This is a genomic window from Actinoallomurus sp. NBC_01490 (genome assembly GCF_036227085.1).
Classification (GTDB): Bacteria; Actinomycetota; Actinomycetes; order Streptosporangiales; family Streptosporangiaceae; genus Actinoallomurus; species Actinoallomurus oryzae.
Map to the genome: position 1 here is coordinate 10,249,119 of NZ_CP109433.1, position 24,076 is coordinate 10,273,194.

At 71.0% G+C, this 24,076-nt stretch carries 27 protein-coding genes; 9 read left to right on the top strand and 18 right to left on the bottom strand.

Features of this window, described 5'->3' with window-relative positions; all coding sequences use genetic code 11:
• Positions 1–79: 79 nt before the first annotated feature.
• The 9 genes from OG417_RS47055 to OG417_RS47090 form a co-directional block, all read right to left on the bottom strand.
• Positions 80–388, bottom strand: a complete 309-nt coding sequence (locus OG417_RS47055) for a DUF1416 domain-containing protein (RefSeq protein WP_329244048.1) — start codon at positions 386–388, stop codon at positions 80–82.
• Positions 385–1,224: a sulfurtransferase gene (locus tag OG417_RS47060; protein WP_329244051.1), complete on the bottom strand. Its 840-nt coding sequence runs from the start codon at positions 1,222–1,224 to the stop codon at positions 385–387. Before OG417_RS47060 ends, OG417_RS47055 begins: the two co-directional genes overlap by 4 nt.
• An 80-nt stretch (positions 1,225–1,304) precedes the next feature.
• A complete protein-coding gene (locus OG417_RS47065) occupies positions 1,305–1,727 on the bottom strand; it encodes a DUF4395 domain-containing protein (protein ID WP_329244054.1) in 423 nt (140 codons plus the stop codon).
• A 58-nt stretch (positions 1,728–1,785) separates the two neighbouring features.
• The gene (locus OG417_RS54690; protein WP_442875621.1) at positions 1,786–1,971 is read right to left on the bottom strand and encodes a putative leader peptide; all 186 of its coding nucleotides are present in this window, start codon (positions 1,969–1,971) and stop codon (positions 1,786–1,788) included.
• A 13-nt stretch (positions 1,972–1,984) separates the two neighbouring features.
• Positions 1,985–2,410, bottom strand: a complete 426-nt coding sequence (locus OG417_RS47070) for a thioredoxin family protein (protein ID WP_329244057.1) — start codon at positions 2,408–2,410, stop codon at positions 1,985–1,987.
• 37 nt (positions 2,411–2,447) lie between these two features.
• Entirely contained in the window at positions 2,448–3,158 is a 711-nt protein-coding gene (locus OG417_RS47075) for an anti-sigma factor family protein (protein WP_329244060.1), read from the bottom strand.
• Positions 3,155–3,664, bottom strand: coding sequence for a sigma-70 family RNA polymerase sigma factor (locus OG417_RS47080; protein ID WP_329244062.1), 510 nt, complete (start codon positions 3,662–3,664; stop codon positions 3,155–3,157). The genes OG417_RS47075 and OG417_RS47080 overlap by 4 nt, the downstream gene beginning before the upstream one ends.
• Positions 3,665–3,802: 138 nt before the next feature.
• A complete protein-coding gene (locus OG417_RS47085) occupies positions 3,803–4,501 on the bottom strand; it encodes an LmeA family phospholipid-binding protein (protein ID WP_329244065.1) in 699 nt (232 codons plus the stop codon).
• A gap of 165 nt (positions 4,502–4,666) precedes the next feature.
• The gene (locus OG417_RS47090) at positions 4,667–4,921 is read right to left on the bottom strand and encodes a MoaD/ThiS family protein (protein WP_329244066.1); all 255 of its coding nucleotides are present in this window, start codon (positions 4,919–4,921) and stop codon (positions 4,667–4,669) included.
• A 141-nt stretch (positions 4,922–5,062) separates the two neighbouring features.
• Between OG417_RS47090 and OG417_RS47095 the strand changes: the two genes are divergently transcribed.
• The gene (locus OG417_RS47095; protein WP_329244068.1) at positions 5,063–5,764 is read left to right on the top strand and encodes a winged helix-turn-helix transcriptional regulator; all 702 of its coding nucleotides are present in this window, start codon (positions 5,063–5,065) and stop codon (positions 5,762–5,764) included.
• 42 nt (positions 5,765–5,806) lie between these two features.
• Here the strand turns inward: OG417_RS47095 and OG417_RS47100 are convergent, their stop codons facing one another.
• The 3 genes from OG417_RS47100 to OG417_RS47110 form a co-directional block, all read right to left on the bottom strand.
• The gene (locus OG417_RS47100) at positions 5,807–6,235 is read right to left on the bottom strand and encodes an LppU/SCO3897 family protein (RefSeq protein ID WP_329244071.1); all 429 of its coding nucleotides are present in this window, start codon (positions 6,233–6,235) and stop codon (positions 5,807–5,809) included.
• Between the two features lie 432 nt (positions 6,236–6,667).
• Positions 6,668–6,910, bottom strand: coding sequence for a hypothetical protein (locus OG417_RS47105; RefSeq protein ID WP_329244074.1), 243 nt, complete (start codon positions 6,908–6,910; stop codon positions 6,668–6,670).
• A gap of 22 nt (positions 6,911–6,932) precedes the next feature.
• Positions 6,933–7,607, bottom strand: a complete 675-nt coding sequence (locus OG417_RS47110) for a hypothetical protein (RefSeq protein WP_329244076.1) — start codon at positions 7,605–7,607, stop codon at positions 6,933–6,935.
• A 147-nt stretch (positions 7,608–7,754) separates the two neighbouring features.
• Here OG417_RS47110 and mshD point away from each other — a divergent pair, with 147 nt between their 5' ends.
• The 5 genes from mshD (at position 7,755) to pstB (ending at position 12,689) form a co-directional block, all read left to right on the top strand.
• Entirely contained in the window at positions 7,755–8,642 is an 888-nt protein-coding gene (gene mshD / locus OG417_RS47115) for a mycothiol synthase (RefSeq protein ID WP_329244078.1), read from the top strand.
• A 224-nt stretch (positions 8,643–8,866) separates the two neighbouring features.
• Positions 8,867–9,955, top strand: a complete 1,089-nt coding sequence (gene pstS, locus OG417_RS47120; protein ID WP_329244081.1) for a phosphate ABC transporter substrate-binding protein PstS — start codon at positions 8,867–8,869, stop codon at positions 9,953–9,955.
• A gap of 82 nt (positions 9,956–10,037) precedes the next feature.
• Positions 10,038–11,015, top strand: coding sequence for a phosphate ABC transporter permease subunit PstC (gene pstC, locus OG417_RS47125; protein WP_442875622.1), 978 nt, complete (start codon positions 10,038–10,040; stop codon positions 11,013–11,015).
• Positions 11,012–11,899: a phosphate ABC transporter permease PstA gene (pstA, locus tag OG417_RS47130; RefSeq protein WP_329244084.1), complete on the top strand. Its 888-nt coding sequence runs from the start codon at positions 11,012–11,014 to the stop codon at positions 11,897–11,899. Before pstC ends, pstA begins: the two co-directional genes overlap by 4 nt.
• A gap of 13 nt (positions 11,900–11,912) precedes the next feature.
• The gene (gene pstB, locus OG417_RS47135; RefSeq protein WP_329244086.1) at positions 11,913–12,689 is read left to right on the top strand and encodes a phosphate ABC transporter ATP-binding protein PstB; all 777 of its coding nucleotides are present in this window, start codon (positions 11,913–11,915) and stop codon (positions 12,687–12,689) included.
• Between the two features lie 231 nt (positions 12,690–12,920).
• Here the strand turns inward: pstB and OG417_RS47140 are convergent, their stop codons facing one another.
• Both OG417_RS47140 and OG417_RS47145 read right to left on the bottom strand, forming a co-directional pair.
• Positions 12,921–13,919 carry an inorganic phosphate transporter gene (locus OG417_RS47140; protein WP_329244089.1) on the bottom strand — a complete coding sequence of 333 codons (999 nt, stop codon included), beginning with the start codon at positions 13,917–13,919 and terminating at the stop codon, positions 12,921–12,923.
• 46 nt (positions 13,920–13,965) lie between these two features.
• Positions 13,966–14,583, bottom strand: coding sequence for a DUF47 domain-containing protein (locus tag OG417_RS47145; protein ID WP_285620872.1), 618 nt, complete (start codon positions 14,581–14,583; stop codon positions 13,966–13,968).
• A 219-nt stretch (positions 14,584–14,802) separates the two neighbouring features.
• On the opposite strand from OG417_RS47145, the gene OG417_RS47150 reads away from it, so the two are divergent.
• Positions 14,803–15,084 carry a metal-sensitive transcriptional regulator gene (locus OG417_RS47150; protein WP_329244091.1) on the top strand — a complete coding sequence of 94 codons (282 nt, stop codon included), beginning with the start codon at positions 14,803–14,805 and terminating at the stop codon, positions 15,082–15,084.
• A gap of 73 nt (positions 15,085–15,157) precedes the next feature.
• On the opposite strand, the gene OG417_RS47155 is transcribed toward OG417_RS47150, so the two are convergent.
• The 3 genes from OG417_RS47155 to OG417_RS47165 all read right to left on the bottom strand — a co-directional run bounded on the left by OG417_RS47155 (position 15,158) and on the right by OG417_RS47165 (position 21,734).
• Positions 15,158–15,328: a hypothetical protein gene (locus tag OG417_RS47155; protein WP_285568121.1), complete on the bottom strand. Its 171-nt coding sequence runs from the start codon at positions 15,326–15,328 to the stop codon at positions 15,158–15,160.
• Positions 15,329–15,550: 222 nt separating this feature from the next.
• Positions 15,551–21,097 (bottom strand): hypothetical protein, encoded by a 5,547-nt coding sequence (locus tag OG417_RS47160; RefSeq protein ID WP_329244094.1) that lies wholly within the window; start codon positions 21,095–21,097, stop codon positions 15,551–15,553.
• A gap of 109 nt (positions 21,098–21,206) precedes the next feature.
• Positions 21,207–21,734: a gamma carbonic anhydrase family protein gene (locus OG417_RS47165; protein ID WP_329244097.1), complete on the bottom strand. Its 528-nt coding sequence runs from the start codon at positions 21,732–21,734 to the stop codon at positions 21,207–21,209.
• 264 nt (positions 21,735–21,998) lie between these two features.
• On the opposite strand from OG417_RS47165, the gene OG417_RS47170 reads away from it, so the two are divergent.
• Entirely contained in the window at positions 21,999–22,928 is a 930-nt protein-coding gene (locus tag OG417_RS47170) for a DivIVA domain-containing protein (RefSeq protein WP_329244100.1), read from the top strand.
• Between the two features lie 89 nt (positions 22,929–23,017).
• Positions 23,018–23,560 (top strand): peptide deformylase, encoded by a 543-nt coding sequence (def, locus tag OG417_RS47175; RefSeq protein ID WP_329244103.1) that lies wholly within the window; start codon positions 23,018–23,020, stop codon positions 23,558–23,560.
• Between the two features lie 27 nt (positions 23,561–23,587).
• Here the strand turns inward: def and arfB are convergent, their stop codons facing one another.
• Positions 23,588–24,016, bottom strand: a complete 429-nt coding sequence (arfB, locus tag OG417_RS47180; protein ID WP_329244106.1) for an alternative ribosome rescue aminoacyl-tRNA hydrolase ArfB — start codon at positions 24,014–24,016, stop codon at positions 23,588–23,590.
• Positions 24,017–24,076 lie beyond the last annotated feature (60 nt).

Genomic DNA, 24,076 nt, shown 5'->3' on the forward strand with positions numbered 1-24,076 from the left:
GGGTCACGATTTCACGTGATTTGAAGTAAAAGATCCCGCCGTCCGGGCGGACGGCGGGATCTCGTCGTGCTGTCGGCGTCTAGATGGCGACCTTGACGTTGGCGACCTCACCGGTCTGCGCCGTGACCGCCGAGTCGATGCTGACCCCGCCCGGCGCGAGCACGCGCACGGTCCAGTCACCGGGCGCGGCGAAGAACCGGAACACGCCCTCGTCGCTGGTCACGACCTCGCCGGTGAACTCGCCGGTCGCGTCGAGCAGCCGTGCGTACGCGCCGGAGACGGCGTCGCCTCCGCGTACGACGGTGCCCTGGATGACCGCCTCGTTCGTCAGATCCACCGTGGCGGGCAGGCTCGCCGTCTGAGCCGGTGCCCCGCAGCCGTCCGTCATTTCGCCTCCCCCAGCTCGATCGGTACACCGACGAGCGATCCGTACTCGGTCCAGGATCCGTCGTAGTTCTTCACGTCCGGCAGGCCCAGCAGCTCGTGCAGGGCGAACCAGGTGTGGGACGACCGCTCGCCGATGCGGCAGTAGGCGATCGTCGGCTTGGACAGGTCGACGCCGGCCTCCTCGTACAGCGCGCGCAGCTCGTCGTCGGAGCGGAACGTGCCGTCGTCGTTGGCCGCCTTCGACCAGGGAATGTTGCGGGCCGTCGGAATGTGGCCACCGCGCTGCGCCTGCTCCTGCGGCAGGTGGGCCGGGGCGAGCAGCTTGCCGGTGAACTCGTCCGGCGAGCGGACGTCGACGAGGTTCTTGTCGCCGATCGCGTCGACGACCTCGTCGCGGAGCGCGCGGATCGCGGCGTCCTGCTCCTTGGCGGTGTAGTCGGTCTTCGGCCGGGACGGCGTGTCCTGGACGAGGTCGCGGGAGTCCAGCTCCCACTTCTTGCGGCCGCCGTCGAGGAGCTTGACGTTCTGGTGGCCGTAGAGGCGGAAGTACCAGTACGCGTACGCGGCGAACCAGTTGTTGTTCCCGCCGTAGAGGACGACCAGGTCGTCGTTGGCGATGCCCTTCTCCGAAAGAAGGTTCTCAAAACCGGTCTTGTCCACGAAGTCGCGGCGTACCGGGTCCTGCAGCTCGGTCTTCCAGTCGATACGGACGGCGCCACGGATGTGACCCTTGTCGTACGCGCTGGTGTCCTCGTCGACCTCGACGAGGACGATCCCGGGGTCATCGAGGTGCGCCTGCACCCAGTCGGCGTCGACCAGGACGTCGGAGCGGCTCATGCTGTTGTCCTCCTAGTTGGAGTGGCATTACGGGTCTTACGGGCACTCGCGGCATGGTCACGAGCCGGGCGAACTCCGTATCAGGACGTCGCTCGCCCAGGGGTGAGCCGGCGGATGAGCAGATAGGCCTCGCAGCCCAGACACAGCCCGAAGGCGGCGTTAAGGAAGGCCGCCACCAGCGCGAACGCGGTAGCGATCATCCCCAGCGCCGGGATACCCAGGGCGTACCCGACCACTCCTGCCAGGGCGAACACCGCACCCACCCCCTGCGCGAAGCGGGGCGGGGCCTCCGGCTCGAGCTCCGTGGGCGGGCCGAGCCGAGGGCGGACGAGCGCCCGGTAGATCAGGCCGTACGGCGCACTCCGGAGACCGAACAGGACTCCGACGAGGAACACCACGGCCTGAACCGCCAGCAGCAGCCAGCTGCTGGTCACCAAGACGACGATCAGGACGATGGATGTGAGAACCGCGGCGAAACGCTGGCCTCTAGGGTCGACCTGCATCGGAAGATGCTCCTGATGACGGCGGCGAGTGAGACGGGCTACGAGAGGGCCAACCAGCTCAGGCCGTACGACAGAGCGCCGTCGCGACGCGGCAGAAGTCGACCGCCCGCCGCTTGGTCAGCAGCTCTGTCCAGGATCGCACGACACGATAGTAAGCGGCGTCTCGCTCCGCGTAAAATGCCGTCTCGCCGATCGAGATCACAATTTCCCCACCGACCTGCGACGTCGGCGCCGAGGGATTCATCGTGGGCAACCGCTCAGGCGACGGCTTCGCCGAGGGCGGCGACGATGTCCGCCTTGCGAGGAAGGCCCGAGCCGCGGCGGACGATGTGCCCGTCGGCGTTCAGAATGAACACGGTCGGGGTGCGCAGCACGTTGAGGCGGCGAACCAGGTCCAGGTGCGACTCCGCGTCGATCTCGATGTGGGCCACGCCGTCGACCAGGCCGGTCACCTCGGTCAGGACCCGCCGGGTCGCGCGGCACGGAGCGCAGAACGCCGACGAGAACTGCACCAGCGTCGCCCGCGCGCCCAGCGCCGCACCCAGCTCCGTCTCGCCGAGACGCTCCACCTCGCCGTCCTTCCGCTCCGGGCTCTCGCGCAGCACGCCGTTGCGCCTCCGCCACACCACGCCGAGCGCGGTGGCGGCGGCGAGTGCCGCCAGCGCGACGTAAAGACCGATCATCACCTACTCCAAGGAGTGTGCCGCCCCCGGCATTCCCTCAGAGTTTCACGAGTACCAGCCGCCGTCCCTCGGTGGTGAGCACCTCGACCGACGCGAGGTCGTTCTCGTGGATCATCGACGCGCCGGCGAAGCTGGCGGAGCCGCCCATGTACTGCACCTCCCAGCCGCCGGCGATGTCCTTGCGGCCCTTCTTGTCCGTGGCGACCAGATGGCAGTGGGAGCCCTGCGGCGCGCCGCTCACCCGTACGTTGAACGCCGTGCCCCACAGCTTGGGCTGCAGGTCGATCCGGGCGCGGACGCCCGTGGCCGGGTCCTTGGCGCTCACCGTCCGGATCGGGGCGGTGGTCGTGGCCGGCGGACGGGGCGGGCGCGGGGAGCGTTCGGCGACGGTGCCGCCGCCGCTCCCCACCATCGCCCGGATGCCGACGCCGACGATGACGATCAGCGCCGCCGCGGCGGCGATCCACAGGGCGCGTTCCCTGCGGCGCCGGGCGCGGTTCTCGTTCGCGGCCTTGCTCAGGACCGACTCCAGGAGCTCCGCGGGTGGCGGGGTGAGCTGCTCGATCTGCTCCTCGGTGACCCGCCCCAGCATGGCGGGCAGGCCGGCCAGCGACGCGAGCTCGTCCCGGCAGCGCCCGCAGACGCTCAGGTGGGCGTCCACTTCGGCGCGTTCCGCGGGCTCGATGGCGCCGAGGACGTACACACCGAGCGACAGCCGCAGCCGCGAGCATTCGGTGCTCGATGTCATGGCGCCAACCCCCGTTCTTCCAGTGCGAGTTTGAGCGCGCGCAGCGCGTAGTAGGACCGCGACTTCACCGTGCCGGGCGGCACGCCGAGCGTCGCCGCCGCCTCGGCGACGGACCGTCCCCGGTAATAGGTCTCGATGAGCACCGCCCGGTGCTCGGGGCTCAGGTCGGCGAGCGCCTCGGCGAACGTCCACGACTCCAGCGCACGGCCGATCTCATCGGTGGCCGGAACGGCCGCGAGCCCGGCCTCACCGGTCTCGGGCGGACGCGACCGGCGCGCCCGGTGGGCGTCGAGGACGAGGTTCTTGGCCACCGTGAACAGCCACGGCCGGATCGGCCGGCCGTCGAGCGCCTCCGGATGTCGCCACGCGCGCAGCAGCGTCTCCTGGACCACGTCCTCCGCCTGGTGCCGATCGCCCTCGGTCAGGCGCAGGACATAACCCAGGAGCGGCCCCCCGTGTTCGGCGTACAGGGCGCGGAGAAGGCCCTCGTTCGCAGTCGGTCCCACACCTCAGACACGTACCAAGACGCCGGTAGGTTCACCATAAGGCGCTTGATTCCGGACCGCTCCAAAAACGATCGGCCCGGGCGGGCCGGATCTCACGCGATCGGGAGCACCGGCGAGCGCGGGAGCCCGCATCCGGGGTCAGTGCTGCTCGGCGAGGCTCTCGAGGTTGACGTGCTGTCCCGTGGTCGTGACGCGCAGGCCGTCCGGCTGGACCTCGACGTCGCTGATCGTGGTGTTCGCCGGGAGGCCCTTCACCGGCAGGGTGAAGGTGAAGGCCTGCTGGACCAGCGTGACGGGAATCGCCGTGCCACCGGCGTCGACCGTCTGCGGCACCACCCGGATCTTACGCCCGGACGGCCGCACGGACACGGTGGCGCTGAGCGTACGGCTGATGCCGAGGACGGTGACCGGACCGCGCACCTGCAGCGCCTTGCCCTTGGCCGAGACCTTCATCCCGTGCGGCGCCTGCTTGTTGACGTCGTCGTAGGAGACGGTCGCCGTGGTGGTCGCCGTGTCGGCCACCATCTTCGAGGCGTCGCCGTGGAGAGCGTCGGACAGCGGCGCGTCGACGCCCTTCAGCGTGACCTCCGTATCGGTCAGGTGCACGCCCAGCTGGGTCACGTCGCCGACGTTGATGTCGATCTCGCCGTACCTGCCGTTCAGCGCCTGGTTCAGGAACGGGAAGCCCTTGATCTTGACCTTGGGCTTGTGGTCGAGGTCGTACTGCGACGCGGCCTCCTTGGCTATCTGGTCCTGCGCCACCCACAACCCGATCCGATCGGCGGCGATGACCAGCCCGATCAGCAAGATCAGGAAGATCACCAGTACCTTGCGCATGTCTCTCCCGTCGCCGATTCGTGATCACATTACCGGCGCCCCGGGCCCCGGCGAGTCACCTCCGGTAATGACGTTCGCGGGGGCGGGATCGCTCCACCGGGTTACTCGCGTGCCCCCGGTCAGACCGTCGGTGGGATGTCGCGGACGCCGCGCGCTCCGCGGCGGCTATCCGCCGGCGAACGGAGGCAGGACCTCGACCGTGGCGCCGTCGGGCAGGAGGACGGAGGCCGGGTCGCGGGTGCCCGCGGGGTCGCCGTCGACGAGGAAGGAACAGCGGGCGAGCACACGCTGGAACTCGTCGCCACGGCCGGCCGCCGCGGCCGTCAGCGCCTCCCCCAGTGTCGCCGCGTCGTACGGCTCCTCGGCCACACCGGCCGCCGCCCGCGCGGCCGCCCAGTATCTGATCAGGCCCTTCGCCATGGATGCCCCCTTTTTATGGTCTACACCACTCGGTAGTGAGCTGCCGTCGGTCATTGGATATCCTCCCGTAGTAGGGATCCGGGCAGCGCTGCCCTCGGGTCCTCGACGTCTTTTTGGGGGCCGCCAAGCGAGGAGGCCGTATTGAGCACTCTGCTTCTGCTGACGAACGTGCTCGAGCCGTCCGATGAAGTACTCCCAGCACTCGGACTGCTGCTGCACTCGGTCCGCGTGGCTCCTGCCGAGGGGGTGGCGCTGATGGACGCGCCCCCGTCCGACGTGGTGATCGTTGACGCTCGCCGCGATCTCGCGCAGGCCAAGAGCCTGTGTCGGCTGCTGCGCACCACCGGACTGGACGTACCTCTGCTCGCCATCGTGACCGAGGGCGGTCTCGCGGCGCTCACCCCGGAATGGGGTCTGGACGACGTGCTGCTCCAGACGGCGGGCCCGGCCGAGGTCGAGGCCCGGCTGCGGCTGGCCGTGGGGCGCACCACGGCCGCCGAGCCGGACGACGTGCCCGGCGAGATTCGCCGCGGCGAGCTCACGATCGACGAGGCCACCTACAGCGCCCGGCTGCGCGGACGCGTGCTCGACCTGACGTTCAAGGAGTTCGAGCTGCTGAAGTACCTCGCGCAGCACCCGGGCCGGGTCTTCACGCGGGCCCAGCTGCTCCAGGAGGTCTGGGGCTATGACTACTTCGGTGGCACCCGCACCGTCGACGTGCACGTACGACGACTGCGAGCGAAACTCGGCCCGGAGTACGAATCGCTCATCGGAACGGTCCGTAACGTCGGTTACCGGTTCGTCCCCGACCACCGCGCCGAGGAGGCGCCGGCGCCCCACTGACCGTCGGCGGCCCTGCGCCGACCGGGGTACCGGACGGTTTCCTCAGAGGTCCTTCAGGCACAGCACGTACTTCGGGTGGTTGAACCAGACCGCGTACGTGTAGTCGGTCGAGTCGCACTTCTTGATGTCGGTGGTGCCGTCGATGCGGTCGACGATCTTGTAGCGACCCGGGGTGCACGCCGAGATCACCAGACGCGGTTTCGCGGGAGTCCCCGTGTTCTTCACGCACTGTCCCGGCTGCGGGTCGAACACCGGCGCCGCCGTCGACGGCGTGTCGGACGGCGTCTCGGAGGGCTCCGGCGGCGGGCTGTAGGCGGGCGGGCTGTAGGCCGGGGGCGTGAGCGTGGTCGGCGGACTGTACGAGGGCGAGGCCGCCTTCGGTTTCTCCGGCTTGCCGGACCCGTACATGAACGCCAGACCGATCCCACCGCCGATGAGCAGCACGAACACCACGATGACCACGATGACCACGACACCGCCGCTCTTCGGCCCGGGCGGGTCGGGCGGGTCGGGCGGCGGTGGTCCCCATTCAGGCGGCCTCTGCGGACCCGACGGGCCTTGAGGGCCGGACGGGCCCTGCGGGCCGGACGGGCCCTGCGGCAGCGGTGGGCCTTGGGGTCCAGACGGGCCCATCGGACCGGAGGGGCGTTGTGGGCCAGGCGGCCCCACTGGGCCCGGAGGCCAGGATGGCCCAGGTGGCCCCGGCGGGCCGGGCGGAGGACCGAAACCCGGACCCGAAGGCCCGCCGTACGGCGGCTGCGGGGGTTGCACAGAGACCCACTCCCCAAAGGGCGCGCGTTGATTCCGGGGTCGATCGTAGCGACTGTGAATCCCTACGATCCGCGGCAAAGCGATCGGACGAACAGGTTTGTTCTTTCAATCGCGAAGCCGCCCTGTTCGCCGTCACCGCGGCCCGTGGCCACCCTCCCCCGGCGGTGGCCACTCTTGTCCAGGTGGCGGCCCGTATCCCTGGGACGCGTACGGAGGGGTCTGCGGCCCGTACGAGCTCTGTCCGGGCGGATACGGGTATCCCGGCGGTCCGCAGGGCGGCGGCGCCGGCTTGCCACCGGCGCGGAACCGGGCCCACAGGAGCGTCAGGGCGAACACCGCGAGGATGAGCAGCAGCGGCAGTACGTAGATGAGCAATGACACTCCCGGCTCAGGCTTCCTACTGCTGGCGGTAGGGGCCGTAGGGGAAGGCGCCGGGCGAGGAGTCCTCGTGCTCGGGCTGACCCGGGCGGCCGTACGGGTCGTGCTCGTACGGGCGGCCGTACGGGTCCCGCCGCTCGGGCCGGGCGTAGGACTCCGGCGGAGGGGGCAGGTAGGCGGGTCGCGCGGGCGGCAGGGCCGGCGGGCTCTCCACCGGCGGCAGCGCCGGCTGCCCTCCGTACGGCTGGGACCGAGGCTGCGGCGGCCGCGCGGGCGGCAGGGCGTGCTGGGAGCGTGCGGCCGGCGGCAGGGCGTTGCGAGGCTGTGCGGCCGGCGGCAGAGCACTCTGGGACCGCGGAGCCGACGGCAGGGCGTGCTGGGGCCGCGCGACCGGCGGCAGGGCGTGCTGGGGCCGTGGGGCCGGCGGCAGGGCGTGCCGGGGAGCGGGCCGCTGCTGCGCGGGGCCGTGGCTCTGGGCGGACGACATCGAGGCCGGTGCGGGCGGCGGCTCGTAGTACCCCCACGGCTCCGCGTACGGCACCGGCTCGTCGAAGTCGTCCTCGAAGGGCGCGTCCGCGAGCGCGGCGGGTGAGATCCACCGGCGGCCCATCAGGGCCAGCACGATCACGAACAGCAGCACGCCGACGGGCACGGCGAGCAGCCCCGCCATGATCGGCATTCCGGGATCGCCCACGACGACCGCCTTCCGCGCGCAGCCAGTGCGCCCAGATGCTATGGCACCGGACCACGCTCACGGGAGGAGGCGCATACACCCTGAAACCACATCGTGACAGGAGACCTCGGAACAGGCCCCGCGAACCCGGCTATGTAGGCTCCGGGCATGAGCCTGGTCGTACGGAACGAACTGACGGACGACGAGGTGGCGGCGGTCCTCGCCCTCACCGCGGAGGCCGCCCGCGCCGACGGCGTGCGGCCGGTCGGCGAGAGCGCCCTGCTGCGCCTGCGGGACGGCGGCGGCGCCGTCCTCGCCTACGACGGTGACGCGCTGGCGGGCGTGGCCGTCCTCGACGGCGACGCGGGTGAGCTCACGGTGCACCCGGCGTTCCGGCGGCGCGGGCACGGCCGCGCGCTCGTCACCGCGCTGGCCGGTCAGGTGGAGACGCTGAACGTCTGGGCCCACGGCGAGTTGCCCGGCGCCATCGCGCTCGCCGAGGCGGTCGGCTTCGAACGGTTCCGTGCCCTGTGGAAGATGGAGCGCCCGGCCGGTGCCCCGCTGCCCGAGGTCGCCCCACCGCCCGGCGTACGCCTGCGCACGTTCACGCCCGGCCGCGACGAGGACGCCTGGGTCCGCGTCAACGCCCGCGCCTTCGCCCACCACCCGGAGCAGGGCCGGTGGACGCGCGCCGACCTCGAACGCCGCGAGCGCGAGCCGTGGTTCTCCGCGGAGGGCTTCTTCCTCGCCGTGCGCGACGACGCGGCCGAGGACGAGGCCGGCGGCGGGCTGCTCGGCTTCCACTGGACGAAGGTGCACGACGACGGCCCGATCGGCGAGGTGTACGTGGTCGGCGTCGACCCGTCCGCCCAGGGGCTCGGGCTGGGCCGCGTCCTGACCGTCACCGGGCTGCGGCACCTGGAGAGCAGGGGCCTGCCGGCGGTCATGCTGTACGTCGACGAGTCGAACACCGCGGCCACGGCCCTTTACACGAGGCTCGGCTTCGAACTCCGCTCGACCGACGCCATGTACCGCAACTCGCGGTCAACCAGGTAGTCACCGGAGCGTCACCAGCCCCGACGCGCCCGGATGTGGGGCCGTTAACCGTACGGTCGCCTCACGTAACACCTACTTTTCCCAGACATCACACCTGAGTTCATTCCGCGTTCACCTAGATCAGAGTGAGTGGACACCTCTTCTCCTTAGCGTCGGCATCGACGGTGGTCCCAACCTGGACAAATGCCCGGCGGGCCGCCCAACTACCTTGAGGAGAAGTTTCGGTGAAGATCGGCACACGGCTGGCCGCCCTCGGCGGCGTGGCCCTTGCGGGTGCGCTCTCGCTGACCGCGTGCGGTACGGACGACAACGGTGGGAAGACCACCGCCGCCAGCGGTGACTGCGTGAAGTCCACGGTCAACGCGGCCGGGTCCACGGCTCAGGCGAACGCCATGAGCGAGTGGATCAAGGGCTACCAGCAGAGCTGCCCCGGCTCGAACGTGAACTACAACGGCAGCGGCTCTGGGGCGGGTGTCCAGGCGTTCACCGGTGGCCAGGTCGCCTTCGCCGGCTCGGACTCGGCGCTCAAGCCCGAGGAGCACGGCCCCGCCGACGCCCGCTGCAAGAGCGGCAAGGCGCTCGACCTGCCCATGGTCGGCGGCCCGATCGCGATCATCTACAACCTCAAGGGCGTGGACGGCATCCAGCTGTCGCCGAAGACGCTCGCGAGCATCTTCGCCGGCAAGATCAAGACCTGGAACGACCCGGCGATCGCCAAGGACAACTCCGGCGTGAAGCTGCCGGCCACGCCGGTCAAGCCGCTGCACCGCTCGGACGACTCGGGCACGACGGACAACCTCACCAAGTTCCTGCTCGCCACCGCACCGGACGTCTGGAAGTTCGAGGGCGGCAAGACCTGGCCGTCCGCGGCCGGCGGCCAGGGCCTCAAGGGCTCCGACGGCGTCTCCACCGGCGTCAAGCAGGGCGACGGCACCATCGGCTACGCCGAGCTGTCCTACGCCACCAACGGCAAGCTGCAGACCGCCAAGATCCAGAACGGCTCCGGCCAGTACAGCGAGGTCAGCTCCGACACCGCCTCCAAGGCGATCGCGGGCGCGCAGGTCTCCGGCCAGGGCAACGACCTGTCGCTGACGCTCGACTACAAGGCCAAGGACGGCTACCCGATCGTCCTGGTCACGTACGAGATCGTCTGCGAGAAGGGCCTCCCCGACGAGCAGGCGAAGTTCGTCAAGTCCTTCCTCACCTACACCTCCAGCCAGCAGGGTCAGTCGATCCTGAGCGGCCTCGGGTACGCGCCGATCCCCGACGCGATCCTGACCAAGGTCCAGGCGGCCGTGAAGGGCCTGTCCTGACCGAGACGGTCTTCGAGCCGGCGCGGATCGACCGCGTCGGCTCGGCGGCATACCCAGCCCCGAGAACGAGGAGTGCGAACGAGTGACCAGCGAGACCCTTGAGCAGGGCGCCACCGGCGCCCAGAGGGGACGGGGACGCAGGATCAGCACCGGCCGCCTGGGGGATCGCCTGTTCGGCATCTCCGCCCGCGGTTCCGGCATCCTGCTGCTCCTCATCATCGCGGCGATCGCGGTGTTCCTCATCGCGAAGGCCGTCCCGGCTCTGAAGGCGGACAAGGCCAACTTCCTCACCTCACAGGAGTGGAGCCCCGACGCGGCCCAGCCGCGGTTCGGCATCCTGCAGCTCACGTGGGGCACGCTGCTGTCGTCCTTCATGGCGCTGATCCTCGCCACGCCGGTGGCGATCGGGATCGCGCTGTTCATCGCCTTCTACTCCCCGCGCCGGCTGGCGTCCGGCCTGGGCTACGTGGTCGATCTGCTCGCCGCGGTGCCGAGTGTGGTGTACGGGCTGTGGGGCCTGCAGTTCTTCGTGCCGAAGATGGCCCACGTCGCGAACTTCCTGCACGACCACTTCGGCTGGATCCCGCTCTTCGGCGGCGACAGCGTGGGCGGACAGTCCATCCTGACCGCCGCCATCGTGCTGGCGATCATGATCCTGCCGATCATCTCCTCGATCTCGCGTGAGGTGTTCCTCCAAGTGCCGCGGGCGAACGTCGAGGCGGCCCTGGCGCTCGGCGCGACCCGCTGGGAGGTCATCCGGATGGCCGTGCTGCCGTTCGGCCGCTCCGGCATGGTCAGCGCCGCGATGCTCGGCCTGGGCCGGGCGCTCGGCGAGACCATCGCGGTCGCGATGGTGCTGTCCACGGCCGCCGGCATCTCGCTGCGGATCCTCAAGCCGGGCGGCAACACCTTCGCCGCCAACATCGCGAACACCTTCGGCATGGCCGGGAACATGGGCCGCGGCGCGCTCATCGCCTCCGGCCTGGTGCTGTTCGTGATCACCCTCGTCGTCAACATGCTCGCCCGGGCCATCGTCGCCCGCCGCAAGGAGTTCGTGTGAGTTCCCTCAACCAGCCCACGCTGAGCGGGGTCTCCGCCGGTCGCAAGGCCAAGGACCGGATCGTCCAGGTCTTCGTCTACGTCGCATTCCTGCTCGCGGTCATCCCGCTGCTGTCCGTGCTGTGGACGGTCCTGTCGAAGGGCATCAAGCGGTTCGACCCGGAGTTCTTCACCCACTCCCTGAACGGCATCGGCGCCAACGACGTCGGCGGCGGCGCGTACCACGCGATCATCGGAACCGTCGAGCAGGTGCTGCTGGCGAGCGTCATCGCCATCCCGATCGGGGTGCTGACCGCCGTCTACCTGGTGGAGTACGGCCGGGACAGCAGGCTGGCCAAGCTCGTCAGCTTCTTCGTGGACGTCATGACCGGCCTGCCCTCGATCGTGGCGGGCCTGTTCATCCTGGCGTTCTGGCTTCTGCTGCTCGGCTTCAGCTTCTCCGGCTTCGCCGGCGCGCTGGCGCTGTCGATCCTGATGATGCCGACGGTCGTCCGCGCCGCCGAGGAGATGCTCAAGCTGGTCCCGAACGACCTACGCGAGGCCTCGTACGCGCTGGGCGTGCCCCGGTGGCGGACGATCTGCTTCGTCGTGCTGCCGACGTCCTTCACCGGCATCATCACCGGCATCATGCTGGCCATCGCCCGCGTCATGGGCGAGACGGCTCCCCTGCTGCTGACGGTGTTCGTGACCTCGGCGATCAACAACAACCCGTTCCAGGGACCGCAGATGGCCCTGCCGCTCTTCATCTTCGACCAGGCGGGGCGGCCGAACGACGCCGCGATCAACCGGGCGTGGGCGGCCGCACTCACCCTGATCGTGATCATCATGCTGCTCAACCTGGTGGCGCGCGTCATCGCCCGCCTGCGCAAGCCCGTTTCCCGATAGGAGTAGTGCCCCCATGGCCAAGCGGATCGAGATCTCCGGGCTGAACGCCTACTACGGCAAGACCCGGGCCATCGAGGACATCTCGATGACGATCGAACCCCGCTCCGTGACCGCGTTCATCGGCCCCTCCGGGTGCGGCAAGTCGACACTGCTGCGCACGCTGAACCGCATGCACGAGGTGATCCCCGGCGCGCGGGTCGAGGGCAAGGTGATGCTCGACGACCTCAACCTGTACGGCTCGGACGTGGACCCGGTCGCGGTCCGGCGCGCGGTCGGCATGGTCTTCCAGCGGCCGAACCCGTTCCCCACGATGTCGATCTTCGACAACGTCGCCGCGGGCCTGAAGCTGAACGGCGTCCGCGGCCGGAGCCGGCTCGGCGAGATCGTAGAGAAGTCCCTGCGCGGCGCGAACCTGTGGAACGAGGTCAAGGACCGCCTGAACCGGCCCGGCGCGGGCCTGTCCGGCGGGCAGCAGCAGCGGCTCTGCATCGCGCGGGCGATCGCGGTCGAGCCGCAGGTGCTGCTCATGGACGAGCCGTGCTCGGCCCTCGACCCGATCTCCACCCTCGCCATCGAGGACCTGATCGCGTCGCTGAAGGACCAGTACACGATCGTGATCGTCACCCACAACATGCAGCAGGCCGCCCGCGTGAGCGACACCACCGGGTTCTTCAACCTGGCCGCCCAGGGGCAGCCGGGCCGCCTGATCGAGATCGACGATACGAACAAGATCTTCACGAACCCGAGCGAGAAGGCCACGGAGGACTACATCACCGGCCGCTTCGGGTGACGTGCGCAGAGAAGGTGTCCGGACGGAGCCCCAGGAGAGGCGAGGCGACGAGCGAGCGGAGCGGCCGGTGAGGGACGAGCCGTCCGCGTAGCGAGTGAGGAGCCGAGCCCGACCATCGTTGCGCACCGTCCGGACACCGGCGTACGCGCGGTGACTCACAAGGGGAGACCGGGAGCCGGGACCGACCGGCATCCGGCGTTCCGTCCCGGATGCCGGTCGGTGGAACGGGCTTCAGTGGAACAGGCTGATGATCCCGTACGCGATGGCGGCGACGATGCCCGCGGCCGGGATGGTCAGGATCCAGGCCACCACGATGTTGCCGGCGACGCCCCAGCGCACCGCCGACAGCCGCTTCGTGGAGCCGACGCCCATGATCGCCGCGGTGATCGTGTGCGTGGTGGAGACCGGCGCCTGCCAGATGAAGGCCGTGGCGTACAGGACACTGGCCGCCGTGGCCTCGGCGGCGAAGCCCTTCGGCGGGTCGAGCTCGATGACACGCCGGCCGAGCGTCCGCATGATCCGCCAGCCGCCGGCGTACGTGCCGAGGGACAGCACCGCCGCGCAGACCAGGATGACCCAGACCGGCACATGGGAGTCGCCCGCGTCCTGGTAGCCGGTCGTGACCAGCGCGAGCACGATGATGCCCATGGTCTTCTGCGCGTCCTGGAGGCCGTGTCCGAGCGCCATCGCCGCCGCGCTCAGCGACTGGGCGATGCGGAAGCGGCGGCCGACCCGGCCCGGGTAGGAGTTGCGGAAGATCCACAGGAAGCCGGTCATCACCAGGTAGCCGAGGATGAGCCCGATGATCGGCGACAGCACCATCCACAGGACGACCTTCTTGAGCACGTCCGCCCACAGGACGCTGCCGGACGCCGCGAGCGCGGCGCCGATCAGCCCGCCGACCAGCCCGTGTGTGGACGAGGACGGCAGGCCGAAGTACCAGGTGATGAGGTTCCACACGATCGCGCCGGCCAGCGCGGCGGCGACGATCGTCAGGCCGTGCAGGTCCTTGGGCGGATCGATGATGCCGCTGCCGACGGTCTTGGCCACTCCCGTGCCCAGGAACGCGCCGACGAGGTTCATCACGGCGGCCATCGCCAGCGCCGCGCGGGGGGTCAGCGCGCGGGTGGAGACCGAGGTGGCGATGGCGTTCGCCGCGTCATGGAAGCCGTTGGTGTAGTTGAAGAACAACGCGATGGCGACCACGACGATGAGAGCCGTCAACTCCACTCTCGCGTGTCCTTCCCCTCGATGGCCACGTCGGCCCGGCGCGCGGTCACGATTCCTTGACCGCGATGGACTCGACGGTGTTGGCCACCTTCTCGAAGGCGTCGGCCGCCGCTTCGAGCTGGTCGACGACCTCCTTGAACTTCAGGACGGTCAGCGCGTCGTACTCACCGCCGAACAGCTCGGCGAGGAGACGGCGGTAGACCTGGTCGCCCTGGTTCTCGAGACGGTTGATCTCGATCCAGTACTCGCTGAGGTTCTTCATGCCGCGCAGGCGCGGCATCGCCTCGGCGGTGAGTTCGGCGGCGCGTTCGAGCACCTCGACCTGGTCGACGACCTCGCCCGGCAGCTCATCGATCTTGTAGAGCACCACGAGGTCGGCCGCCGCCTCCATGAAGTCCATGACGTCGTCGAGAGAAGACGCGAGCCGGTAGATGTCCTCTCGGTCGAAGGGCGTGATGAAGCTCTCGTTGAGCCTGCGCATGATCGCGTGAGTGAATTCGTCGCCCGCGTGCTCGCAGGCGCGCATCTTCTCCGCGATCCCCTCACGGTTGCCGCCGTCGCTGATGAGCTCCACGAGCAACCTGGCGCCGGTGACCAGATTGTTCGCGGAGTCCGCGAACATGTCGTAGTAGCTGTCCTCACGCGGCGTGAGTCGGAATCGCACGTCCTTCTCCTGAAGTGCGGGAACAGTCCGGAGAGGATGGTACGGCTAACCAGCAGGAAAGCGAACCTTCGCCCCCACGCTACCGACCGCATGCTCCTCAAGGGGGCACGTTCATCCTGGTCCGAGGTGATCACTGACCGTGCCCGCGTGCTTTACCCCGAATAGTGTGAATCAAACGATCTGTTGCCAGTTACCCCACAGGGGTATACGCTGCGGCTCATGCACGGCTACGCGAAGGACAAGGACGCCTACCTGACCCGCCTGCGGCGGATCGAGGGTCAGGTGCGTGGTCTCCAGCGGATGGTCGCTGACGATGAGTACTGCATCGACGTTCTGACGCAGGTCTCGGCGGTGACCCGTGCGCTCCAGTCGGTCGCGCTCGGGCTGCTCGAAGACCATCTCGGCCACTGCGTGGCGCAGGCCATCGACGAGGGCGGCCCCGAAGCGGAGGCGAAGGTCAAAGAGGCCTCGGCCGCGATCGCCCGACTCGTTCGTTCGTGAAAAAGCTCACATTCCGCCGCGGTCGCCGTGGCCGCCTCCGTGCCCCCACGGAGACTTCCGACCACGGCGGCCCTCACGACTGGGCTGTGTGACCGATCCCGAGCACCATGTCGATCTCGTCGACCGTCAGCGGCCGCTCGGCCGAAGCGACGGCACTGAGCATCTCGGAGTAGAGCTCGATCTCATCAAGCGCGACCCGGTCGTGGACGCGCAGATCCACATTTGCTTGACGCACCGCGTCCACCTCCGCTCGTCCCCACCTGCCATCGAGGCTACGCGTCACCGACCGATCGGGACATGACCCAAGAGGGCCATTCGGCGGCCATCTCCCGAGTGGTCCCCATGGTCTAGTCGCATGGTTCTTCCTCGTACGGGCCCCGGCGACCCGTACGACGTGCTCCGGCCGCCGGCACCGACGATCTCGTCGACCCCCACGGCGAGAACGCACCGTGCGGCACGCCGCGCCCTAGGCGTGAGGCGGGCGGCGCCGGTCGGGGTGGAGCTCGTGCAGCAGCTGCCCGGCCTGGGAGTCCGGCAGGTCGCCCACGCTCAGCCGCGCCACCGCCGCCGGGTCGACGCGCGACCCGGAGAGCCGCGCCGCCTGGCGGGCGACGATCTGGTCGAACAGGCGGCGTACGGTGTCGGCGAACGCGAACTCCGGGTACCTGCGCATGCCGGCGAACCGCTCGATCAGTTCCACCCGCAGCTCCTCGTCGAGCATGTAGAGGTCGCGCTCGGCCAGCCGGGAGAAGAGCTGTACGAGCTGCCGCTCGGTCGGCTCGCCGAACTCGATGATCGCTCCGAACTCCGCGCGGAAACCGGGGTTGGCGAGCAGGAAGCCCTCCATCTCGTCGGGCAGGCTCGCGCAGATGACCATGAACTTGTCGCGCCGCTCCCGCATGAGGCGCGACAGCTCCTCCACCGCGGCCGGCATGCGGTCCAGCAGGTAGGCGTCCTCGACGAACAGGACGCCGCCCATGGCCCGGTCCACCGACGCCGCGACCTTGGCCGCCGTGTCGCCGACCGCGAAGTCGCGCGCCCCGCACACGACGAGCTGCCCGGTGTCGAGGAGGTTCAGCGCCGCGTAGATGCCGCCGATCAGCCCGGCGACGGTCGCCTTCCCGGTGCCCGGCCGGCCGAGGAAGATCAGATGACGGCTGGGGTTGCCGGACGGGAGCCCGCGGACGGCCCGGTCGGCGGCCATGCGGGCCTCGGCGACCAGCCCGCCGACGGTCCGCTTGACCTCGTCCAGCCCGACCATCTCCTCGAGCCCACGCAGGTAGCCGTCCACGTCACGAGGAGGCCGGAGCGCCGGCTCGATCTCCTCGGCCACCCCGACGAAGTCGACCGGCACGAGGACCATCCGGTCACGCGGGGCGCCGGCCCGGTCGATGTGCCGGGCGACCGCGCGGTCGAGGTACGCCTCGACGAGCCGCGCGCCGACGAGGTCGCCGTGGCCGGTGAGCCGCGTCAGGTCCGCCCGTACGACGTCGAGCCCGGCGGCACTGATCGTCACCCGCCGCTCGTCGGCCAGGACGTGTAGCAGGGCCATCCGGGGCTGGGTGTTCGTCAGGTCGGGCAGCCGGAAGACCTGGAAGACCCGGGTCAGCTCGGCGGGCAGCCGTTCGTACGAGGCGGGGTCGCAGGTGGCGATGAGCGCGGCCTTGTTCTCGCGCGCGCCGGTGACGGCGGCCACGACCCTCGCGGGATCGGCGGCGTCGAGGACGGCGCGGTCCAGCCGCTCGAACAGCAACGGCGGCCCGGCGCCGCGCAGGATCGCGGTCACCGCCGTCACGTGGTCGCCGCGCAGCTCCGAGCCGTCGGCCGTACGGACCGAACCGTCGCCCACCCCGGCACCGGCGAGCGTACGGGCGAGGAGCCGGGTGAGCCGCCGCTGCCCGGTGTGCGGATCTCCGACGATGAGCAGCGCCAGGGGCCGGCCGGACCGGGGTCCGCGATACAGCCCGTTGAACAGCTCGGTCGCGTCGTCCGCCCCGCACAGGAACCGGATGCCGAACCGCTCGACCACCTTCGGCATCGGCGCCGGAGGGGGCGGCGGGGCGATCTGCTCGACGGGGCGCTCGGGCATCGGCGCGCTGCCGAACAGGTCCGCCTCCGACATGATGCGCGTCCCGGGCCGTTCGGCCGGCTCGGGCTCCTGCTGCTCGATCATGCGGGTACGCGGCGGCCCGGGAGACACGGGTGAGGGCGGCAGGACGATGGGGATGGACCCGGCGTCGGCGCGGGTACCGCCGATCCAGTCGAGGTAGGTGGCGTTCTTGGCCTGCTCGATCGCGTCCAGGCTGGTGGCGTGGTTCACGTGCTCTTCGAGCGAGTCCATCATGGTGACGCCGAGGGCCTGGTCGTCGACGGTGTCGTCCTCGCCGTCCTCGACGGTGGCGTCGTCCTCGACGGTGGCGTCGTCCTCGACGGTGGCATCGTCCTTTTTGGCGCTCGGATACTTCGGATACTGAGGCACCCGGGGATCCGCGATCGTCTGCCCGTGGAACGAAACGCTCGCGAAGACGCCGGGCCGTGGAGCCGGGGAACCGTCGCCCGCGGCAGCGTGAGCGGCGACGGCCCCAGACGCGGCCGTGGAGGCGCCAGGAACCTCGGAGGCCTCCGCAGCCACAGGAGCGACGGAACGGCCCTCAGAGGCCTCCTGGACGGCCTCGTCGGCGTCCTTGGTGCTGCCGGTGCCGCCGGTGCCGTTGGTGTCTTCGGTGTCGCCGTCGCCGGTGGTCTTGGTGCCCTCAGTGCCCTCAGTGTCGTCGGTGTCGTCGGTGTCGTCGCCCGTGCGCCCGGCGCCGGCGGTACCGGCGACCGGGGAGCCCACAGCACCGCCGCTCTCGGCACGCGTCTCTTCCGGCACGGCGGCCGGACCATCGGGCGGAGAAGACGCACCTTGGTCCGCCACGTCGCGCGCGGCGACCGGTGAGTGCCCGGCGCCGATCCCTTCGGCCGGAGACGACATCCGGACCGCGGACGGCGAGCCCTCGCCTTCCTCACCGGCATCGGCCCGCACCGCGCCCGGGTCACCGCCGACGGCGGCGTCTCTCCCGCCGACCCGATCCTGCGCCGACGCGCCCTCGCCCATCCCCGGCCCGCCAGATGCCGCCGTGCCTTCCCCCGTTTCCGTCTGCGCTGCCGACGGCGACCCTGACAGGGCGTCCTCACCACTCGAAGATCCGGCGCCGGACGCCGCCTCGACGCCCTCGGCAGGCGACGCGCCCTCCTCGTTTCCTACGGGCGTCCCGGCCTGCGATCCGGTGCCCGGCACGGAGCCTTCCGGTTCGCCGCCCTGCTCCGCCGGCGCCGGGGAAAGGCCTGCCGCGGCCTCACCCGCGCCCGCCTCCGCCGGGGAGGGGGACACCGACGGACCGGTACCGGCACCTTCCTCGTACGGCTCAGGCGACGAGTAGGTCGCATCCCCGCCGGGCCCCGCCTGGGCGGCAGGCTGCCGTCCTTCCGCGTCCGCACCGGCCGCCGGCCAGGCCTGCGCCGCGATCGGTGGAGTCAGACCGCCCGCCGGGGAATGCTCCGGGCCCGGCTCGGTCGATGGCGCGGAAGTGGCCGGCTCAGCGGGCCGAACCTCCGCATCGGACACGCCGGAGTGCCCGCCGCCTGCCCCCGACCATGCCTGAGGTGTGGGCGGCGACGCGGGTCCATCCGTACCGGGGTCGTTCGCACCGCCCTCCGCGCCGGTCGCGGGCGGCCTCGGCCCAGCCTCGCTCGATGGGCCGGAAGTGGACAGATCAACAGGCCCGGCCTCCGCATCGGACGCGCCGGGATGTCCACCGTCCGTCCCCGGCCACGCCTGCGTCGCCGGAGGCGAGCCACCCACGCCACCCGGCCCCTGTCCCATACCCGAACCGGGGTCGGTACCCGGCCACGCCTGGGTCGCCGGAGGCGAACTTCCCGCGCCACCCGGCCCCTGACTCTCGCCCGAACCGGGGTCGGTACCCGGCCACGCCTGGGTCGCCGGAGGCGAACTTCCCGCGCCACCCGAACCCTGACCCACACCCGAACCGGGATCCGTACCCGGCCACGCCTGCGTCGCCGGAGGCGAACTTCCCACGCCACCCGAGCCCTGATCCGTGCCCGGCCATGCCTGGGTCGGCGGAGGTGGGGGCGGCTGTGGGGCGGGATCGGTGCCGGGCCAGGGCTCCGTTCGTGGAGGTGCCGGCGGCTCCGGGGTGGGAGGCGTCGGCGCGGCCGGGCTCGGGTCCGCGCCTTCGGCGGCGGACCAGGCCTCGGTCGGCGGGGGGCGGGACGGTGTCTCGCCGCTGCCCGCTCCCGGCCATGACGCCGGTGCGTCTTCCGTACCGGGCCAGGCCTCGGTTCGCGGCGGTGTGCTCGCGGGGAGGTCGGACGCTCCCTGCCACGCCTCGGTCGCCGGTGGCGGAGCGCCCTTGGGCGTCTCGCGTGCGGGGGTGGCGGGCCAGGGCTGGGCTCCGTCCCACGCCTCCGTGGCGGGAGGCGGCGCGCTCGCCGTGCCGGCACCCCCAGCGCCGCCGCCCGCCTCGCTCGACGCGGGTGACGCCCAGGCCGGGGCCTGGCCCGGCGGGCCGGTCGGGGGCTGCTGGGCCATGGGTACGCCCGGCGTCTGTGGTGACGCGGCCGGGTTCGCGGGGTACTGGTGCGCGAGCGGGGCGATGCCCGGGGTGTGGGAGACCGGCTCGGACGCGGTCGCCGACGTGGCGCGGGTCGGGCCGATGATCTCGGCCAGGACCGCCACCGAGGACGGGAAGCCGCGTGGCCGGGCCGGGATGCCTCCCCCGAGGCGGCACCACGCGAGGTCCGCGGCGTACATCGTGGCGAGGAGCGTGCTGCGGACGGCCGGTTCGGTGGCCTCCATGCCGTCGCGCAGCGACCGCGGCAGCCGGTCGCCGTCGGGCCAGAACGGGCGGAGCGGATGGTCGCGTTGGATCAGCATCGCCCGCATGGCGTCGCTGACCTGCGGGTCGAGCCAGCCGATCACCTGGCCGGAGACGTCCTGGCGCACGACCGCGAGATCGGCGGCGAGCAGGGCGGCGGCGATCAGCCGGGGCTCGACGTAGCCGCGCGAGGCCGGGTCGCCGGCGATCGGGGCGACCGCGAGCGCGAGGTCGTAGTAGGCGTTGCGGAAGTGTTCGCCGGCCGAGGCCTCGACGCGCAGGGCGGGGGCCAGGGACGGCGGGCAGCGGGTGAGCCACTGCTGGACGACGGCCTGGTCACCGTAGGACAGGGCGCCGTAGTCGACCGTGGGGTTCTGCAGGGTCACGCCGAGCATCGCGATCAGGGCGTCGGCGCGCGGCTGGAACCGCGAGTCCTCGCGCAGCGCGCCCGCCATCGCCCACATCGTGCGGAGGATGACCACCGCCGCGTCGACGCGGCCGGAGCGCAGCCGCTCGGTGTAGAGGCCGACCAGCGCCTCCAGCGGCGGCGGCGTCAGCCAGCGCGGGCCGTCGATGTCCGGCAGCGGCCGTGCCCGGTAGGACGACCACAGTGCGAGCATCTGCGCGTCGAGGCGCGCGTCGAAGACCGGAGCGGTGGCGCACCACAGCATCACGCCCCAGGTGACGGCGACCGTGCTCGGGACGCCGGAGGAGAACAGCCCCCACCAGTGCGGATAGTCGTGCGTCGGAAGGGCGGCGGCCGACTCGACGGTGGCGCGTACGCGGGAGGTCACCTCGGGCCGGATGCCGGCGTCGACGAAGGCCAGCGCCGACGGCGGCGCGTACGCGAGGTCGGGGCCGGTCGGGACGACGTGCGGAGGGACCGGCGGCACGGGCATGCCCTGCTGGAGCGGGCGCGCGGACCCGCGGGTCATCGCCAGCTGCGGCGGCGGGCAGAGGTGCCACTGGGCGTCGGCGGGGGTCAGGCGGTACCAGCGGCCCCAGGCGCCGAAGATCCACCACGAGCCGTCGGGGAGGGCGAGCATGCGGCCGGCGATGAGGTGCTGACGCTGCTGCGGCGGTGTGCCGGACCACCAGCCGGAGGAGACCATGGCACGGATGTCCCGCTCGGCCACCGCAAAGGGATCATGTGCGGCGGACGAGGGAACATCCCCATATGCCTGCCCCCAGACCACCACGCAATGGTAAACGGATCACCAGCGTGAAGGCGATCACGAGTAATTTTCAGATCCAGCGGGCCTCGCGGTGCACGCGGGTCTTCTCGACGTACGCGCCGGGGGTGTAGGCGAGTACGGCACGGTCGTCGCCGGTCAGCTCACGTACGACCTTGCCGGGCACGCCGGCGACGAGGACTCCGGCCGGGATGGTCTTTCCCGGGGGTACGACCGCGCCCGCGGCGACGAGCGAGCCGGCGCCGATCCGCGCGCCGCCGAGCACGATCGCGCCGATGCCGATGAGCGATCCGGTCTCGATGTGCGCGCCGTGCACCATCGCCTTGTGCCCGAGGCTCACGCGGTCTTCGAGCACGGCGGGCTCGCCGGGGTCGGCGTGCAGGCAGGACAGGTCCTGGATGTTGCACTCCTCGCCGACGAGGATCTCCTCGTCCTCGCCGCGCAGCACCGAGCCGTACCAGACGTTGGCACGTGCGCCGAGCGTCACGCGGCCGACGACGACCGCGCCGGGCGCGACCCACGCCTCCGGGTGGATCTTCGGTTCGTGTTCGCCGAGCGCGCCAAGGAAGAAGTCAGCCACGGTGGTCGAGTCTAGAAGCGACCGGCAGGGAACCGGCGATCCACCCCCGGCGGCGGACGGCGCGGGGGGGTTCGTCCGAAACATCGCCTCCGGATGGACGGGTTCTGCCTCCCGAAACGGCCATTTGACGATATAAATCGTCTGCAAACCCCCGGCACGCGACAACGGAGTGTCACCGATTCTTACCAGACGCCGCATTCCCCTTGCGCGAAGGGATGGAAGCGTCGAGAGTCGTCCAGGACCTACCTTCAACCCCTTGGGCCTATGAGCAACGAAGCCGAGATTCTGCCAAACCTCCTCCGGGAGGAGTCGTTCGAGATCGTCATGCGCGGCTACAACCGCCGCCAGGTCGACGAATACATCGCCCGCACTCGTAACCAGATCCGCGAGCTTGAGGCACGGCTGTCCCGGGCCCTCGACGAGGTCGAGCGCACCCGCCGTGAGATGGCCGAGGTCCGCGAGAGCCGCCGGCCCACCGGTGACGACCTCAGCGAACGCCTCCGCCAGATCATCAACCTGGCCGAGGAAGAGGCTCAGTCGAAGCTGGGCGACGCCGACCAGAAGGTCAACCAGATCCGCCAGGAGGCCGAGCGGGAGGCCAAGCGGGTCGTCGACGAGGCCCAGGGCAAGTCCGAGCGGACCGTCGCCCAGGCCCAGGAGAACGCCAACCACATGCTGGCGGCGGCCAAGCAGGAGTCCGAGCGCATCCGGTCGAGCGCCAAGCAGGAGGCCGACCAGCTGCTCCTGGACACCCGCAACGAGGCCGAGCGCACCCTGACGAGCGCCGAGCGCCGCGCGTCGGCCATCAACGAGGACGCCACGGAGCGGCTGACCCAGCTGACCCGGCAGCACTCGCAGGCGCTGGGCCGGCTCAGCGAGATCAGCGAGACGCTCTCGGTGCTGCTTCGCGCCGAGGAGAGCGCCGGTCCGCTGGAGAAGATGGTCGAGGAGATCGCCAAGGCCTCCCGCCACGACCGCCAGGAGCGCCCGGACCACCAGCCCGACGCGCCCCGGGCCCATGCCCAGCCGCAGGCACCGCACCCCCAGCCTCCGCAGCAGCCGCCGTTCCCGCCGCAACCGGTTCCGCCGCAGCCGCACGGCCAGCCGCAGGGGGCGCACGCGATGCCGCCGGCGAACATGCCGGAGCCGCCGCACGTGATCCCGATGCCGCCGGCCGGCGAGCCCGCCGAGTGAGCTCCCGCATCACCCCGGTGGCCTCTCGGCCGCCGGGGTGATCGCCTGGTTCGGTGTTCGCGCCGCGGGCGCACTAAGGTCTTGATTTCGTGGGAGCTGAACGACGTCGCCGCCCGGGCCCGGGCACGGTACGCCCGATCCGTTACATGGGCGATCCCGTGCTGCGCGTCGAGTGTGACAAGGTCACGACGTTCGACGCCGACCTGAAGCGGCTGATCGATGACATGTTCGCCTCGATGTACGCCGCCGACGGCGCCGGTCTCGCGGCGAACCAGATCGGGGTGTCACTCCAGGTCTTCGTCTACGACTGCGCCGACGACGCCGGACGGCGGCACGTCGGGCACGTGGTCAACCCCACGCTCGTCGCGGCCGACGGTGAGCTGCTCGACGACGACGAGGGTTGCCTGTCGCTGCCCGGCCTGCGGTTCGCCACCCCGCGCCACGCGCACGCCGTGGTCGAGGGCGTGGACATGACGGGCAAGCCGCTGCGCATCGAGGGCACCGGCTACTTCGCGCGCTGCCTCCAGCACGAGTCCGGCCACCTCAAGGGCCAGCTGTACGTCGACACGCTCAAGGGCGCCACCCGCAAGGAGGCGCTGCGCGCCGTACGCTCGGCCACCTGGAGTTCGTGAAACCGGCCGGAGAAGGTTGAGCCGGAACTAGTCGTCGAACCGGCCCGAGCGGCCGCGCTTGAGCTCGCCTCGGCGGCGTTTGTTCTCCAGGCGGCGGGCCTGCACTCGGCGGCTCGGTTTGGTCGGGCGACGGGTCTTGGGCGGCGGCGCGGTCGCCTCGTTGAGCAGCGCCGCCAGGCGTTCCTTGGCCGCCTCGCGGTTGCGCAGCTGGGAACGGTGCTCTTCCGCCCGGACCGTGAGCACGCCGCCCACCAGCCGGCCGCTGAGACGGTGCAGCGCGCGTTCTCTGTACGGCTCCGGCAGCGCGGGCGAGCCCGCCACGTCGAAGGACAGCTCGGCGGCGGTGTCGCTCGTGTTGACGTGCTGCCCGCCCGGCCCCGACGAACGCGAGAATCGCCAGCTCAGCTCGGAGTCGGGGATCACCACCGAGCCGCGGACACGCACTGGGCCGGACATAGCTCCGATTATCCCCAGTCCACGCCCCGGATGTCGTCCGCTTTTCCCGCCCGGCGCGTC